The following is a 15,405-nucleotide window of genomic DNA, read 5'->3' as shown; positions in this document are numbered from 1 at the left end:
TCTGTCAGATCAAGGCGGCCCGCAAGCGGGCCGCGCCGGCCGCGCTCGGCCTGCTGGCGGCGCAAGCGCCGGCATTGGCCGGCGCGCCGGCCAATTAAGGGCATGCCTCCGGCGGGGCCAGACGACTCCGAGATGCAGTTGCCGAACGGTTCCGGTTCGTGGGTGGTGGGATGCCATCCCGCCAGCCACCGACCCAGGCGGAGCCGAGCAGACCAGGGCCAGGGCGACAAGGTCGTTCGTCCGGTAGAGCGCTCCACCCTGTCCCCGCCCGGGGGAGGCTGGACGGTCTACGACCGCCCGACGAGGAGATTCGCCCACTCACCGCACGTCCACGGGTACAACCTCGCAGGCGGCTGGAGGAAACCTAGGGGGATCCGGCCGCGTCAGTGAGGGCATGAAGCTGCGCGGCACAATCCTTTTCGCTCTGGTCATTCTCAGCCTCGGCCTCGTCACGGCCGTTTCACCGGCCGAACCCGCCTGGGCCTGCTCTTGCGCCTTGCGTGCCGAGCAACAGGACGAACGAGCCGAGCGCATCGTCGTCGGCACCGTCACGCAGGTGACGGACAATGGGGTCCAACTCGCGGTCGAGTCCGTCGAGAAGGGCAGCTTCGGGATTGGGGACACGCTCGGGCTGCGCGTGAGCCGCGGCGAGGCCAGCTGCGGCTACGACTTCCGCGTCGGCACCCGGTACAGGGTGAATTCGATCAACGGCACCACTGGGCTGTGTGACGGAATCCGCCAGTTGTCGGCCACACCGTCCGCGGCCGCTGCGGTCCCGACGCATGTCGCGGCCCCATCCGCTCCTGCACAGAGGCCGAGCCCTTGGTGGCTCGCGGCTGGTGCGATGCTGGCAGTCCTCGCCGCCGGACTGGTGGCGGCGGCCCTGCGGCGGCGTCGGACCAGATAGGTAGGCGTCGGACTGACCGCCTGTGCAGCAAGGCCACCACCGTGCCATCCGCGTGCCAGTAGCCCGTACCCCGGACGGTCACCAGGGGGCACGAACGGTCGCGCACTTCCTACCCTTGACCTGGCCTACCAGGTCCCTATCGGTCGTGATCTTCGTCCTTCCAAACTGGCGCTGAGGGTCCAGCGCAAGGACGGCCAGTTAGTTGTATAGCCAGAACGCGGCACAGCCGAAGCACAGCGCCAGTAGAGCGACCGAGGCGAGCAGCAGCATGAGTAGCGTGAGCAGTTCGTTGCGCGCTGTCGGCGCAGGCGGCCCCGGCGGCGGACTGCCGTCGGCCGGCGCGGGGTCGGGCACGTCGTGATCATGTCAGACCCAACAGTGTGGCTGTACAGCCATCCGTACAGCCAAGACTGCCCGCAACCGCCGACGCTGCCCGACAGCCACGGACGGGCTGACCAGGAAAGCCGACAGCTGACCAGCCATCCCTGATCTTCTTCTAATCCCAAGGCCGCAGGTTCGAACCCGGCGAGCCCTCCACGATGTGTCACCATCTCCGCGTGTTGACATGGGATCAGCGGAGCCATGAGGAGCAATGCCTCATGGTCAACGCGCGCGAGCACGACCTGCTGCCGGGGGTGCTCTATGACTGGCGCACCGATCTCGAATTGGCAGACAAGCTGAGCCGCCTCCCCGACTTGGCCGCCGCCTTGATCGCACTGGTCGACCAAGGCTTGATCGAGGTACGCCGCTTGTTTGTCGACGAAGACGGCGCCGACAGCTACGACGTGGTTTCCCGGGAGAGCCTGGCTGACGTGCTCGCTGACCAGGCGGTGTGGCAGTACACGGACGATAGCTGGATCCACCGAGATGATGGTCTAGCGATCGTTGAGACAGCCGCCGGTCGGGAGCTGTCGCGCACTGACCGGTCATGGGTACCGGACCCTCAAGCCTCGAATCCGTACCTTTAGCAACCCGAGGGCTGGTGGCGGTACGGCCATCGGTACAGCCAAGCTGGCCGACGAGCGGCGGGGGAGGACGGCACCGACCGACGATCGGTCCAGGTCAGCGACCATGACGGACGCCGGCCGACAGGCCGCGCGATCTTTGCAAGGCAAGGGTCGCCCCTGCGGCTCACTGAGGGCATGATGTGCCCGTGATTACGGAGCAGGAGGCAAGAAGCGCCGCGGAGGCAGTGCTGCAGGAGATGTCCTCGTTTCCGGGCGTGCCGCTGCTTGCCATCACCCACGTGGAGGAGCGGCCAACCTGCTGGGTGTTTGACTACCAGTCGGTGCGATACATCCAGACCGGATCCTTCCTCGACTCCGTCGCCGGCAACGCCCCGATCCTTGTGGACCGGAAAACGGGGCAGGCCCACCACACAGGTACGGCTCGGTCGATCGACTACTACCTCGCCGAGTACACCAACGGCCGACACACGTGCGCACTCTGCACCTCCCCGCAGCCGTAAGTCCGAGCCCTCTTTGGGAGCCACGTGTGGGAGCCACCGGGTCGGACTGGGCCGGACGGCGCTGAACCGATGAAGCCGCCAGGCGTGCGAGGACCAGGGCGACGCGGACGTTGCCGAACGGCTGCGGAGCGCTCTTGGGAATCTACGGATCTGTGAGTGTCACGTCTGGCGGTTCTGGGTGGACTGCCGCCAGGATCGGTGCCGGTGTTGTCGGGTGACTCGCTACGGATTTGGCCGCGGAGCTGCGTGCTCTTCTTCTGACTTGTCCTCGGCAGCGCCGGCACCGGCCTGGCCCACCGGGTTGGCTTGATAAGAAGCCTGTCCGCGCTGCAACGCGTGACTCCTCACAGATGTGCCGCTCGATGACTCCACCCAGGCCGGCGCCGACCCCTGGCCCCTGCCTGGAAGGAGACCGAGGCCGTATGCCCATGCTGGCAGACGTCGTAGATGCCGTCATCGGCGGCGACACTCACCGCGATTCCCATGCTCTGGAGCTGACTGCGCCGAGTGGCGTGCACATCGCCACGTTGAGCATCACCAACGATGAGGCCGGCTTCGCCGAAGCGCTGGCGTGGATCGGCGAGCACGCCCCGGGCCCACGCGTCGTTGTCGCGTTGGAGGGCACCCGCAGCTACGGAATCGGGCTGGCGCGGGCGCTGGCCACGGCGGGGCTGATGGTGGTGGAGGTCGAACGTCCACGCCGGGCCGAGCGGCGGCGGGGCAAGTCTGATCCGATCGATGCTCGGCTGGCCGCGCTGCACGCCCTGCGCCTGGACGCCCAGAGGCTGCCGACGCCGCGGGCTGACGGCGATCGGGAGGCATTACGGATCCTGCTCAGTGCTCGGCGGGAGATGGTCGCCACCAGAACACGGACCGTGAATCGTCTGCGTGCGCTGCTACTGACCGGAGACGAGGCGGACCGAACGTTGTCTCGCGGCTCGCTGACCTGCGAACGGTTGGCCCACATCGCTCGCCGTCGTGGCCCCCGCGACCAGACCCGTGAGCAGGCGGTGCGCCGCGCCGAAGCACGCCGTCTGGCCCTGGCGGTCCGCGCCGTAGGTCGAGACCTTGCCGACAACAAGGCCCAACTCGCCAACCTGGTTGCCGACCTCGCGCCCGATCTGCTGGCCAAGCATGGTGTGGGTCCCGTCAGCGCCGCCCAGGCCATCGTGTCTTGGTCTCATCCCGGTCGCTGCCGAAACGAAGCCGCCTACGCCGCGCTTGCTGGTGCCAGTCCGATCCCGGCCAGCAGCGGCAGGATCGTGCGTCACCGCTTCAACCGCGGCGGCGACCGTGCCCTCAACCGAGCCCTACACGACATCCTGCTCACACGATGGCGCACCTGTCCCCGCACCCAGGCATACGTCACCCGCCGCCGATCGGAAGGCATATCCGATCCCGAGATCCGCCGCTGTCTCAAGCGCTACATCGCCCGCGAGCTCTACCGCAGCCTCAACGCGGCTGCCGCTTGACAAACATAGAAGCGTCAGAAGGCAGCTAAGACGGTGGCCGGGGCGGAACGTCGCCGCGAACGGGTAGAGCCGCAGGACGTACTCCTGGCACGAGCCGAGCGCGTTGGCGAAGCTGAGCGTTCGAGGGCTGGCCGGACATCTGGCAGGGCAGATTTTCTTCATCCCCAAGGTGCTCGCCGAACCGGTGGCCACCGAGAAGGTCATCCCACTCCACGAGTACTACGCGCGGGTGAGTTGGATCGGGTCAGATCTCGATGATCCGTTCAACGTCCTCATCCGCACCAGTGGCGAACAGGACGCCGCGGGTGGCCCGCCGACCCTTGCCGCCCGCGTCGAAGCCCCCGTCGAAGACCTACGGGCCGTGCTGCCGACTGCGCCTTCTCGGCCGGTGCGCCGCCCAACCTGGGGAGCATGGTCGACCAGCCTGGACGACTTCGCGGCGAGTCGGCTCCTGGAGGTCGTCGACCGCTGCGACGATCTCGCCTACGGCGTCGGCGTTCCGGAGCCCGAGCTGCCCGCCCAGGCCATCGAGACCGTCGTCGACGTGCTCTCCCGGATCGCCATACGCCGGCACGGCGCTACCGACGTGCTGCGAGCCCTGAGCCGTGCCGAGCGCGCGCCCGCCTCGATCTCCGCGCTGTAGAACGCCGGGACGCCTGTGTCTCACGCCTTAGCGGCATCCTAAGGGCGCTGATCAGCGCGTGTGTGCGCGACGGTCGCGCCGGGTGGGCGATCGTCCTCGGCGGCTCCCGCGCCGCCCGACCTACCGGGCGAGCAGTTCCTCGACCTCCGCCACCGGCGGCCGGTGCGCCGGCACCGGCGTGATGCGCCGGCACCGGCGGGATGCGCCGGGCGGACGGACCAGAGCAACCGGGCGACGACCCCCGACGCCAAGAGCCGTGGCGACGGCATAACCAGGTTGGTGACGGTCAGGAACGCCGCCGGACGCCGGAGTGTCGCGCGGCGGCGGCGCGCAGCCGCGTGACGTACTGCCGGCTCGGCGAGCCGGCAGCAACGCGATGGCCTCCGGCGCAGCGGTGCACTCTTCCGACATGTCGGTCTGATGGCTGCTTCGGCCGCCACATGCCTGCGTGGTGGTGATCCCGGTCACCTTCCGCCGTGTGGCCATTGGCGGTCGCGCACGGCGGGCGGCAGGGTCATGGGTCGGCGTCGTCGCGCCAGCCCCATCCCAGCAGGTCAGGAGCGTTTCGTTGCCCGCCCACCGGCGTCCCCGCCCACCCCGTTCGGCCGCGCTGCCCGTCGCGACCGGAGCCCTCGCCGCCCTGCTGGTCGGCGGAGCGGGTCTCGGCTTCGCGCTGATCGGAGACGCCGAGGCTGACCCCGGCCACACAGCGCCGGCGCCGGCCGCCGGCGCGCCGGGCCTCCGGCCCGCACCGGCGACCCCCAGGCCGGATCTCCTGGCGACGCCCAGTGCCGCCGCCGTCTCCGGTCCGTCTCCCACCGACATCCCGCCGCCGACTGGTCAGGTGGCCCGGACCGAGTCGGTGCGGCAGCCGACCGCCGCCCCGGCGACTGCACGCCCGGCGACCGGCGCACCGAAGCCGACGGCCACAAGCCCGGCCACCAGGCCACCGACCACGAAGCCGACGGTGCCGTCGACGCCCGGATCGACCGGTGCCCCCTCGTTGCCCCCGACCACCGCCCCGCCCAGCCCGTCCGGCACCCCCAGCCCTTCCGGCACTCCGACCCCGTCCCCGTCCACACCTGGCCCGACGCCGTCGAGCGGCACTCCGGGGCCGAGCAGCCCGGCGCCCAGCGGCTCCGCGTCCACCGACCCGGCGTCGCCAAGCCCCACGGGTACGACGACGCCGGTCACCTCCTGACGGTCGCGGCCGTAGACCGGCCAAAGCCCATCTGCTTGTGAGGTGGTCCGGCCCTGAAGTCACAGCGTCCGGCTGGCATCACGCGCCGAGCTTCCCTCTGATGAGGGAGTTGAATCCCCTGAGGAGGGGAGGCGTCATGGCGCCCGAGTCGACGATCTTGGTGGTATGAGAGTTCACGGCAGCGCTCGATGGGCGTACGGCGCATTCGCGTGGCTGGTCTTCTTCGTCGTGTCCCACGTGGTAGCGGTGTTCTTCCCCGGTGACGATCCGACCGGTGACGGGCCATGGAACCTGAGGGCGTACGTGATCTTCAACATCGTTCTCATCCTCATGTCGGCCGTCGGGGCGGCTGTCGTGGTAGCCACCGTCCGGCCATGGGGACGACGTGTCCCTCGGTGGGTGCTCCTCACGCCGCTGTGGTTCGGCAGCACGCTACTCGTCGTCCGGGGGGTTCCCGGGATGGTCGAAAACCTGCTCATGGCTACCGGCATCCGCCGAGGCGGCTTTGTGGGGGCGGAGGGCATCTCCACGGTTGAGCTCTGGGCGGGCCTTGGGATCAACACCTATTTCTTCATTGGCGCGGTGCTGCTCACCGTGACCACCGTCTCCTACCTCCGCCGATCACGGGAAGGCGGTCGCGGCTGATTGGCACATGTGCCACAGCCAGGTCATCGGCAACTGCCCCTGATTGCTCGAGGGATGCCTATCGGCTGGCGGGAGCGCGGTGGAGCACAAGGCCGGCGCCAGTCGGAGAGAGCCCACGACGCTGGGTCAGCACCAAGACAAGGTGGTGAAGCGTCAGATGTTCAGGGCTGTCGGCTTCCCAGGCCTACGACACGCATCCTGCTCGACTGACGTCGCCCTCCGTCATCGCCGAGAGTGAGACAGCCGAAGGTTGAGAAAGAGCCGTTCACGAGACGACCCCGTTCTCGGAGGCCTTGGATTCCAGGAAGAGTCCGAGGGCCTCGACGACTTGCTCGCCGTCGGCGAGCAGCCGGTTGGCGATGTGCCGGCCGATGCCCTGGCAGCCCTCGATCGCCCAGCCCCGGTTCGGCCACTGCCTGGCGTACGTCCCCATCTCCGCGTAGCCGTCACGGCCGGTGTCGAAGCGACCGCCGCCGATGACGGTCTCGTCGCCGGCCATGACCTCGATCGTGGCAGGGCGCTTGTGCGGGTCCATACCGATGACCACGCGATCCCACATGACACTCAACGCGTCCTCCGACGCTCGATCCAACTGGTTCATCGAGCCGGGAGGGCAACGCTACTTCGAGCAGAGCAAACCCCTCTTGAGCCTCTCCGCCCTGGCGGCGGCCGGGACTGCGCAGGCCAAATGAGAGCCACACGACCAACGTGGGCAGCCGAAAAGAGAGCGACAGGCCGGGCGCCTCAACCGAGGCCTGGCCGGGCCACCGTCGTAGGTCAATGAAACAAGTAGCCGATGAGTGGACCCCTTCATGTGCGGAATCGGGGTGGGCGCTGCCGCCCGGCCGGGCGTTCCTACCAGATGATGATGCCGCCGTGTAGCGCCTTAGCGCGCCCCACAGCGTGCCGCACGTTGGTCAGGTAGAGGAGGATGCGATCCGCGTCGTAACCAGTGGCGGCGGATAGTTGCTCGACGTTCTCTGCCAGGAGTACGCACTCCTGCTCGAAGGCGTCGAGCTGACCCGGCGGGACCTGGAGATTTCCACGGTTCTCGACCGTGATGTCAGCGAGTTGCGGGAGGAACGTTGCACCGAGATGCCGAGCTGCTGCAGAGCCCCACAGCTTGTAACGAAGGCCTTCAGCTCCTACTCCGGTGCTGGTGCCCGGCGGATCCACGACAACGTCCCGACCGGCGTAGGCGTCGTCGTCCGGTATCCACACAGAGATATCGAGGCTCATCCCCACACTCCCGCCATTGGGCCACTGTAAGCGATGACCAGATGCACTGATCTGCCGAGATGAGTGCGTGACCCTGGCATGCCTGAAGGGCCGGCCGTCGGCCAACATCGGCCGAATCGCACACGTGCAGTCTCCTGCCGCCTCAGTCCTCGTCCGGCAGTTGGTCGGGTGACCACCGACCCAGGTACACGGCCGATTTGCCCTCGACGACTTCGTCGGCAAGCGTGGCCGCGTCGGTTAGGACACCGTGCATGACCGGCACCGGCAGGTGTGGGTTGGCGGCGGCTGCTCCAGCCGTTGCCGGGTCGTCGAACAGCTCGAGCACGCGACTGGGTGATAGTCGTGGATCACCGGCCGTCGACTCCCGCACCATCGGATGCGGGTCGTTGCTGAGCCGCTCGATGAGCTTCGGCGCTGCCTCGGGATCGAGGACCACCAGGGCTCGGGCCTGCGGGTCCGGCGAGTCAGCCAGGCGGGCCAGCCCGACGCGCTGGAAGCTGGGGTGGTGCAGCAGTCGGCCTCGGGTCATCGTCGTGGCCTCCAGGTACGTGTTGAGCACCGTCTCGGGGGCGACGTCCGGGTGACGCTCGCACAACAGGAGCCGGACGGCGAAGTCGACGTCGATGGCGAGCGCGGCGATATGGTCGGTGGTCAGGTGGGGATTGCAGGCGACGCTGCGGCGTAGACCGATGTGCGCTGAGAGCACGCAGCGGCGCTGGATCTCTGGGTCGCGGGTGTCGGTCGCCCAGCGGGCGGGCCGGATCCGGTCTTCACGTCCGACGTGGTATTCGATCGCCGCGCGTTGCTCCTCGCTGAGCTCGGGGCGCATCGACACGGCGAGCCGGACCGCGGGCGACGGGTCCACCGCCAGCCGGGCGACGAGGTCGGCGGGCAGCCTGGGATCGGCGGCGGCGGCAACGCGCGTCCATTCGTTGTCGGCGCCGGCCTGCGCTTCGGCCTCCCGCCTGTCCGGCGGCGGCTCGTCGGCCGGTGCCGGTGATGATCCGGCCGGCCATAGCCGGGCGCGTAGGTCCTGCGGCAGCCACGGAGAGTCAGCCATGATCAGTTCCAGCCTAGGGCTCCGTTCGAGCAGCCGCTCATACGCCCATGTGGGCAACGCCGGCTGTGGCGTCCACGTCCACGCGAGGAACCAGTCCGGCCCTTCGGCGAGCGCGCGCAGCACGCCGGGTTCTGGATCCTCAACCAGCCTGGCCCGCTGCTCGGGCGTGACGTGCACCGCTTGCGCCAGCAGTTCGCGCACCTTGCGGTCGGGGTGGTCGGCCAATGCCTCGAACTGCTCGTCGGTCCATTCCTTGCGGAAGGTCAGGGCGAAACCCGCCTCCTTCAGTTGCTCGTCGACAAGCCGCCACAACAGGTCGGCGGGGATGGTGGGGTTGCGTGCCAGGCCGCGCAGCCGAGCCCGGGCCGGCTTGTTGTAGTGGGCGAGGAACGCGTCGTTGACGTACAGCGGGACCTCCAGGATTGGTCGCCAAGACCTGCGAGAAGCCACCGTAGAAGGAGAACAAGCAGCTCAACAGGGCCGCACAACCGAGTGATCTACGTCGTTGCGGGCGGTAGGCTGGTGCTGGCTGCAACCTGCCGATGGCGCACTGCCCAGGAAGCGCAGCACGTCCTGATTCTGAAACTGGGCACCAGCCGCTTCGAATGCATCCTCGAACTCGACCATCCAGACTTCGCCATCAACGGCGGCCAGTTGGGCCCTGTGCACACCCTGGACTGCTGGATGACCGAGCTCGAACGGCTCTCCACCGGTGACGTACCGGTCGTGCTGCTCCCGTTCAACTTCTCCGACCAGTGCACCGGATGGCTGCGGGTCGGTCCGGTACGTAAGGGGTTGGTGGACGTACAGGCGGGATGGAGCCTGATCGGTCAATACGATTTCGACTCCTCGGACTTCATCGCCGCGGGCAGGCGTGTCCCCGATTTTGAGCCCGTGCGCAACGCCCGTATCGAACGACCGCTGGCCGACATCGTCGCAGCGGTGGCGGCAGCCCGAGAGGCCCTTGCCAAGAGCCGCGATTCCGAGGGCATGGCCGACTCCATCAGGTACCACGGCTTGGACGAGAAGTAGCCGACCCGTACCAAGATCAGACGCACGGACATGCCGCCGTCCGTGCGCGTCGGCCGCGAGTCACCGCTCATTGCGGGTGGTTGGCGCTTCGCGACGCTCGTGCACGCGGCTGGCCGAAGATGAGGCGGGAGGGCAGACAGTCCGGGGCAGCCGGCCCGGTTGCACTCACACCTCGAACCGAGCTGTGTCGACTACCCCTCGATGCTCGCAAACTGAGCTTCTAGTCAGCTCAACCGCTCCAGCGTCGACTCCCGCGGCCGGCCACCCGTTCCGGTGGCCGGCCGCGGGGCCGGGGGCTACGCCGCGCCGTTGAGCGAGGCGGCCAGTGCCTCTGCGAACGCGGTGTCGGCGGGCGCGCCGCTCACGCCGATGCGCCAGGTCCCGCCGGCGAGGTCGCCCACCGGCAGTGACCGCCCGCCCGGCTGCCACAGGGGCTGCCAGGCGATCGAGCCGCTCGGCCGGTTGAACCACCGGTTGTCCTCGCTCCAGGCCGACCCGTCCCGGTAGGCGACTGCCAGCGTGGTCGTGTCGTCCGTGGCGAGCGTCCACCGGGTGAAGCCCGCCGCGTCCCCGTCGCGATCGGCGCCGGCCGGGTCCGCGAGCCGGGGCAGGGCCGAGTCGAGGTTCCAGGCGGCCTCCCAGACCGGCGCGCTGGTCGGGCCGGTCACGTGCCAGGCGAGGTCGACATCCATCGTGGTCGGTGCGAACCGGAAGCGCCAGTCGACGGTCACCGGCTCGTCGCCGAGCGGGATGCCGGCCAGGAGCACGTCGCTGCCGTCGGCCGACACGGTCACGTCGCGGGCGGCGCCGGCCGTGTCGGTGGGCCCGAAGGTGCCGACGGCGAGGTAGGGCGCCGTGGAACGGAACGACGAGTCCGTGACGGGCCGGTACGCGCCTTGGCCGGTCGGGTCGGCCTCGTAGGAGACCAGCCGGGACTCGGGCGCGGTCTGCACGACGGCCCGGTAGTAGGGCGTGCTGACCAGGCGCCCCTTCGTCACCACCGGCGTACGCCAGTTCAGCGGCGCCAGCCAGAGCCCGCCCTGACCCCAGCCGGCGCCTGTCACGTACCACTGGCCGGAGCCGGAGTCGTCCTTGACCACCTCGGCGGCGTGCGCCTCGATCCGGCCGGCGAGCTGGTCGACGGTGAAGTGGAACGGGTCCTCGCTGCGGTACACGCGGGTGTCCTGGTAGCCGCTCTCGCAGCAGACGAAGAGATACCAGGAGCCGTCGCGGTGCACCACGAACGGCGACTCGGTCGGGCCGCCGAAGGTGCCGGTCGCCGGGTGCTCGAAGGCCGTCCGCCGGTCGCTCCAGTGCACGAGGTCGCGGCTCGTGCGGTAGGCGACGATGTGGTGGCCACCGGCCGGGGTGCTGTTGGCGGTGTAGTACATGACCCACTGGTTGCCGACGCGGGTCACCATCGGGTCCCGACCGTCGAAGCCGTCGGTGAACAGCGGGTTGCCGGGGTGCCGCGTCCAGGTCGTCAGGTCCTTGGATGTGGCGAGGTGCATCCGGTACGCCTCGTGGTCGGCGGTGCCGCCCGCGTAGAACATGTAGTAGGTGCCGGCGTGGAACAGCACGTACGGCGCCCAGATGTGCGTCTCCCCCGCGCTCGGGTCGGCCTCGAGGGCGAACGGCTGCTTCGTCCAGGGGCCACGGGGTGACGGTGCCGTGGCATGGCCGAAGAACTTCTCGTCCAGCGGGTTGGCCGGCTCGGCGTGGGTGATCGCGAAGACGTGCCACAGGCCGGTCACGCGGTCACGCACCATGGTGTGGTCGTTGTAGTACCAGCGCTCGTCCTCGCCGACGCTGGGGTCGTACACGTTCACGAACTCGCCGGCGGTGACCTGGACGGACCGGTTCTCGTAGGGCTGGTTGCTCGGCGCGGCGTTGTCGGCGGCCCGGGCCGGCGCCGGGGCCACGATCAGTCCCAGGGCGAGGGCAAGCAGCGCGGACAGCCGACCGACGCGGGACGGTGGGCGGGGCATGCGTTCCTCCAGGGGGTCAACGGGTGGCGAGGGGGTGCGCCCGACGGGCGCGCGGCCGCGCTGGTCCGCCTCCTGCCTCAGGCGGCGGACCAGCGCCCGGCCCTACTGCTTGCCGCCAAGGGTGGTGTAGACCTGCGCGGCGTTCTCCTTGGTGATCTGCTGGGTGCCGAGGGTGGTCGTCTTCGGGACGTCCTTGGCGCAGTCGACGAGGATCTTCTTGGCCAGGTCGACCGCCTCACGCCCGCCGGTCGGGTACTGGAACGTCGCCTGGAGGCGACCCTGCTCGACGGCCTTGATGCCGCCCGAGGGCACGGGCAGCGCGTCGATCCCGGTGAACTTGATCGCGGTCTCCTTGCCGGCCGCCTTCGCCGCCAGGTAGGCACCCTCCGCCATCGGGTCGTTGTGCGCGTACACCGCGTCGATGTCCGGGGTCGACTTGAGCATCGCGTCCATGACGCTCTGCCCCTTCTCCCGCAGCCACTCGGCGGTCTGGCTCGCCACGATCTTGATCTTCGGGTTGCTGGCGATGCCCTCGCGGAAGCCCTGGGCGCGCTCGGCGGCCGGGGTGGAGCCGGGCAGGCCGGAGATCTCCACGACGTTGCCGCCCTGCGGGAGCAGCGTCTTCGCGTAGTACTCGCCCGCCGCCTTGCCGATCGCGACGTTGTCGCCACCGATGAAGGCCGTGTACGCGTCACCCTCGACCTTGCGGTCCAGCACGATGACCGGGATCCCCTGGTCGTAGGCCTTCTTGACCACCGCGGTCAGCGGCTTCGCCTCGTTCGGCGAGATGATCAGCAGGTTGATGCCCTGGGAGAGGAAGTTCTCCACGTCGGCCACCTGCTTGCTGTTGTCCTGGGCCGCGTCCGAGACGACCACCTTGAAGCCGGGCACGGACTTCGCGGCGTTGCTCACGTCGTCGTTCATGACCTGCCGGTACGGCTCGGCGTTGTTGGCCTGCGACATGCCGATCAGGAAGTCCTTGCCGCTGCCGCACTTCGCCGAGGCGTCGGAGCTGCTGCTGCCGGGGTCGTCCTCGACGCTGCACGCCGAGGTGGCGACGAGCGCGGCCAGCGCCAGGATCGTGGCCGCTCTTCGGGCGTAACGCATGGTTTCCTCCAGTGGGTGGTGGGTCAGGCGATGCGGGGGCGTAGCTTCTGCAGCGCGGCGGCAGCGACGATGACCAGGCCCTTGACGACCAGCTGCACGTTCGCGTCGATGTTGTTGAGCGCGAGGATGTTGTTGAGGATCCCGAGCAGCAGGGCGCCGGCGATGGTGCCGCCCATGGATCCACTGCCACCGGCGAGGCTCGTCCCGCCGATGACCACGGCCGCGATCGCGTCCAGCTCGTAGCCGGCGCCGTCGTTGGGGCTGCCCTGGTTGAGCTGCCCGGCGTGGATGATCCCGGCCAGCGCGGCGAGCAGGCCGGAGATCGCGAACACGGTGATGCGGACGCGGCGCACCGGCACCCCGGAGAGCCGGGCGGCCTTCTCGTTGCCGCCGATGGCGTACACGTGCCGGGCGAAGGCCGTGGTGCGCAGCACCAGCAGCGCGCCGACGCCGATGGCGAGGAACAGCAGCGCCGGCACCGGGAGGACTCCGTTGATGGACCCGCTCAGCGTCGAGAACGCCTCCGGGGCCTCCTGCGGCCCGTCACCGTAGGCGATGGGGATGCCCAGGCCGCCGGACCACATCCGGGCGATGCCCCGGGCCGCCTGCAGGCCGGCGAGGGTGACGATGAACGACTGGATGCCGAGCCGGGCGACGATCGCACCCTGCGTGGCGCCGAACGCGGTGCCGATCAACAGCACGATCAGGACCGTCGGCAGGATCCCCATGCCGCTGTCGACCATGAGGGTGGCCGATCCGACCGCGGCGAGCCCGAGCACCGCCCCGACGGAGAGGTCGATGCCGCCGATCAGGATCACGAACGTCATCCCGACCGCGATGATGCCGATCTCCGAGACCGCCCGGACGATGTTGGCGAGGTTCCCGGAGCTGAGGAAGACGCTCTCGCCGTTGCGGACGGGCGACACGGCGATAGCGATGATGAAGACGGCAGCGAGGCCGAACAGGCTCTGGAACCGGAAGAAGCTGTCGACGATCGCGTGCCTGTCCCGCGGCAGTCGGATCGGCCCGCGGCGGGGCGGCGTCTCGCGCGGCGCTTCGGCGACGGAGGTGGGGTTGGGCGAGTTCATCGGGCCTCCTTGGCATCGTCCCCGTTGGCCGCGGCGAGGATCGCTTGTTGGGTGGCGGACGCCCGGGGCAACGCGGCCACGGTGTGACCGCGGTGCAGGACGACCACCCGGTCACAGAGGCTGAGCAGCTCCGGCAGTTCGGACGAGGCGAGCAGGATCGCCATGCCGGTGTCGGCGAGTTGGTGCAGCAGCCGGTAGATTTCGGCCTTGGCCCCGATGTCGACGCCTCTGGTCGGCTCGTCGAGCAACAGCAGCCGCGGTCGCGTCAGCAGTTGCTTGGCGAACACGACCTTCTGCTGGTTGCCGCCGGAGAGCGTGGCGGTGGCGACCGCCGGCGAGGCGGCCTTCACCGCCAGGGCGCTGAGCTGCCCGGCCACCGTCCGCTTCACCGCCTGCCGGCGTACGAGGCCGAGCGTCGTCAGTGTCGACAGCGCGGAGAGCACGACGTTGTCGCTCACCGAGTGCTCGAGCATCAGTCCGGCGCCACGCCGGTCCTCGGGGACGAACGCCACCCCGCGCGCCAGGGCTGACCGTGGGCCGTGCGGGCGGTACGGGCGGCCGTCGAACGTCACCTGGCCGACGCGGCGGCCGGAGCCCCCGGCGCCGAAGAGCGTCTCGAGCAGTTCGGTGCGGCCCGCGCCCATCAGCCCGGCGAGTCCGACGATCTCGCCGGAACGCACCGTGAGGTCGACACCGGCCGGCTCGGTCCGCCCGGGTGTCGGCCGGCGTGGCGCCACGGCGAGTCCGCGGACGTCGAGCAGCACGTCCCCGGGCTCGTTGCGCCCCTCGCCGTAGAGCGCGTCGACCGACCGGCCGACCATCAGCTGGATGATGTCGTCGCGGGAGGCTGCCTTCGGGTCGACGCTGCCCGCGACGCTGCCGTTGCGCAGCACGGTGACCCGGTCCGCGACGACCTCGATCTCCGCCATCCGGTGCGAGATGTAGACGATGCCGACGCCGGCCCGGCGCAGCTCCGCGATCGTCGCGAAGAGGCGTTCGACCTCGGCATCCGCCAGGGCGGCGGTCGGCTCGTCCATGATCAGCACCCGCGCGTTCAGCGACAGGGCCCGGCCGATCTCGACCAGTTGCTGCTCGCCGACGCGCAACGACCCGACGAGCCGCCGCGGTTCGAGGTCGGCGCCGAGCGTACGCAGGTGGTCGGTGGCCTGCCGGCGCATCCGCCGGAGGTCGACGGTGCCCATCCGGGTGCGCGGCTCGCGGCCGAGGAACATGTTCTCCGCGATGGAGAGCCCGGCCACCAGGTCCAGCTCCTGGTGGATCGTGGCGATGCCGGCTCGTTGGGCGTCGGACGGGCCGGCGAAGCTCACCGGCCGCCCCTCCAGCTCGATGGTGCCGTCGTACTCGGTGATCACGCCGGAGAGGATGTTGATCAGTGTCGACTTGCCGGCGCCGTTCTCGCCGAGCAGCGCGTGCACCTCACCCGCCCGGACGGTGAGGTCGATGTCGCGGCAGGCGTGCACACCGCCGAACCGCTTGCCGATGCCGGTCATCCGGACCAGCGGGCGTTCTGTCATGCGGCACCTCGTCAGTCGTC

The 15,405-nt window shown here is 69.6% G+C and carries 15 protein-coding genes and 1 pseudogene; 7 read left to right on the top strand and 9 right to left on the bottom strand.

Annotated features, from left to right (window positions below; all coding sequences use genetic code 11):
- Positions 1 to 394: 394 nt before the first annotated feature.
- A complete protein-coding gene (locus NFX44_RS23945; protein ID WP_262285838.1) occupies positions 395 to 907 on the top strand; it encodes a hypothetical protein in 513 nt (170 codons plus the stop codon).
- A gap of 198 nt (positions 908 to 1,105) precedes the next feature.
- Here NFX44_RS23945 and NFX44_RS23940 read toward each other — a convergent pair whose 3' ends face one another.
- Positions 1,106 to 1,261 carry a hypothetical protein gene (locus NFX44_RS23940; protein ID WP_262285837.1) on the bottom strand — a complete coding sequence of 52 codons (156 nt, stop codon included), beginning with the start codon at positions 1,259 to 1,261 and terminating at the stop codon, positions 1,106 to 1,108.
- A gap of 245 nt (positions 1,262 to 1,506) precedes the next feature.
- Here NFX44_RS23940 and NFX44_RS23935 point away from each other — a divergent pair, with 245 nt between their 5' ends.
- The 4 genes and pseudogenes from NFX44_RS23935 to NFX44_RS23920 all read left to right on the top strand — a co-directional run.
- A complete protein-coding gene (locus NFX44_RS23935) occupies positions 1,507 to 1,875 on the top strand; it encodes a hypothetical protein (RefSeq protein WP_262285836.1) in 369 nt (122 codons plus the stop codon).
- 185 nt (positions 1,876 to 2,060) lie between these two features.
- Positions 2,061 to 2,375 (top strand): YrhB family protein, encoded by a 315-nt coding sequence (locus NFX44_RS23930; protein WP_262285835.1) that lies wholly within the window; start codon positions 2,061 to 2,063, stop codon positions 2,373 to 2,375.
- Between the two features lie 422 nt (positions 2,376 to 2,797).
- Positions 2,798 to 3,847 (top strand): IS110 family transposase, encoded by a 1,050-nt coding sequence (locus NFX44_RS23925; protein ID WP_262285834.1) that lies wholly within the window; start codon positions 2,798 to 2,800, stop codon positions 3,845 to 3,847.
- A gap of 94 nt (positions 3,848 to 3,941) precedes the next feature.
- Positions 3,942 to 4,490: pseudogene (locus tag NFX44_RS23920) on the top strand (maleylpyruvate isomerase N-terminal domain-containing protein); the annotation flags it as partial.
- An 840-nt stretch (positions 4,491 to 5,330) separates the two neighbouring features.
- Here the strand turns inward: NFX44_RS23920 and NFX44_RS23915 are convergent.
- Entirely contained in the window at positions 5,331 to 5,684 is a 354-nt protein-coding gene (locus NFX44_RS23915; protein WP_262285833.1) for a hypothetical protein, read from the bottom strand.
- 172 nt (positions 5,685 to 5,856) lie between these two features.
- Here NFX44_RS23915 and NFX44_RS23910 point away from each other — a divergent pair, with 172 nt between their 5' ends.
- Positions 5,857 to 6,336 (top strand): hypothetical protein, encoded by a 480-nt coding sequence (locus NFX44_RS23910; RefSeq protein ID WP_262285832.1) that lies wholly within the window; start codon positions 5,857 to 5,859, stop codon positions 6,334 to 6,336.
- A gap of 265 nt (positions 6,337 to 6,601) precedes the next feature.
- On the opposite strand, the gene NFX44_RS23905 is transcribed toward NFX44_RS23910, so the two are convergent.
- From NFX44_RS23905 to NFX44_RS23895, 3 genes are all read right to left on the bottom strand, one after another.
- Positions 6,602 to 6,835, bottom strand: coding sequence for a hypothetical protein (locus NFX44_RS23905; RefSeq protein WP_262285831.1), 234 nt, complete (start codon positions 6,833 to 6,835; stop codon positions 6,602 to 6,604).
- 356 nt (positions 6,836 to 7,191) lie between these two features.
- On the bottom strand, positions 7,192 to 7,575 hold the full coding sequence (locus NFX44_RS23900; protein WP_262285830.1) for a hypothetical protein: 384 nt from the start codon (positions 7,573 to 7,575) through the stop codon (positions 7,192 to 7,194).
- 142 nt (positions 7,576 to 7,717) lie between these two features.
- Positions 7,718 to 9,085, bottom strand: coding sequence for a hypothetical protein (locus tag NFX44_RS23895; protein WP_262285829.1), 1,368 nt, complete (start codon positions 9,083 to 9,085; stop codon positions 7,718 to 7,720).
- A 42-nt stretch (positions 9,086 to 9,127) separates the two neighbouring features.
- On the opposite strand from NFX44_RS23895, the gene NFX44_RS23890 reads away from it, so the two are divergent.
- On the top strand, positions 9,128 to 9,667 hold the full coding sequence (locus tag NFX44_RS23890; protein ID WP_262285828.1) for a hypothetical protein: 540 nt from the start codon (positions 9,128 to 9,130) through the stop codon (positions 9,665 to 9,667).
- Between the two features lie 296 nt (positions 9,668 to 9,963).
- Here NFX44_RS23890 and NFX44_RS23885 read toward each other — a convergent pair whose 3' ends face one another.
- The 4 genes from NFX44_RS23885 to NFX44_RS23870 form a co-directional block, all read right to left on the bottom strand.
- Positions 9,964 to 11,655 carry a family 43 glycosylhydrolase gene (locus NFX44_RS23885; RefSeq protein ID WP_262285827.1) on the bottom strand — a complete coding sequence of 564 codons (1,692 nt, stop codon included), beginning with the start codon at positions 11,653 to 11,655 and terminating at the stop codon, positions 9,964 to 9,966.
- A 102-nt stretch (positions 11,656 to 11,757) separates the two neighbouring features.
- Entirely contained in the window at positions 11,758 to 12,762 is a 1,005-nt protein-coding gene (locus NFX44_RS23880) for a substrate-binding domain-containing protein (RefSeq protein ID WP_262285826.1), read from the bottom strand.
- A 23-nt stretch (positions 12,763 to 12,785) separates the two neighbouring features.
- On the bottom strand, positions 12,786 to 13,850 hold the full coding sequence (locus NFX44_RS23875) for an ABC transporter permease (protein WP_262285825.1): 1,065 nt from the start codon (positions 13,848 to 13,850) through the stop codon (positions 12,786 to 12,788).
- A complete protein-coding gene (locus tag NFX44_RS23870; RefSeq protein ID WP_262285824.1) occupies positions 13,847 to 15,385 on the bottom strand; it encodes a sugar ABC transporter ATP-binding protein in 1,539 nt (512 codons plus the stop codon). Before NFX44_RS23870 ends, NFX44_RS23875 begins: the two co-directional genes overlap by 4 nt.
- Positions 15,386 to 15,405: the final 20 nt, after the last annotated feature.

It is taken from the genome of Micromonospora sp. MA102 (genome assembly GCF_025460765.1).
Taxonomy (GTDB): domain Bacteria; phylum Actinomycetota; class Actinomycetes; order Mycobacteriales; family Micromonosporaceae; genus Micromonospora; species Micromonospora halotolerans.
This window is presented reverse-complemented; position numbering and strand designations above follow the sequence as displayed.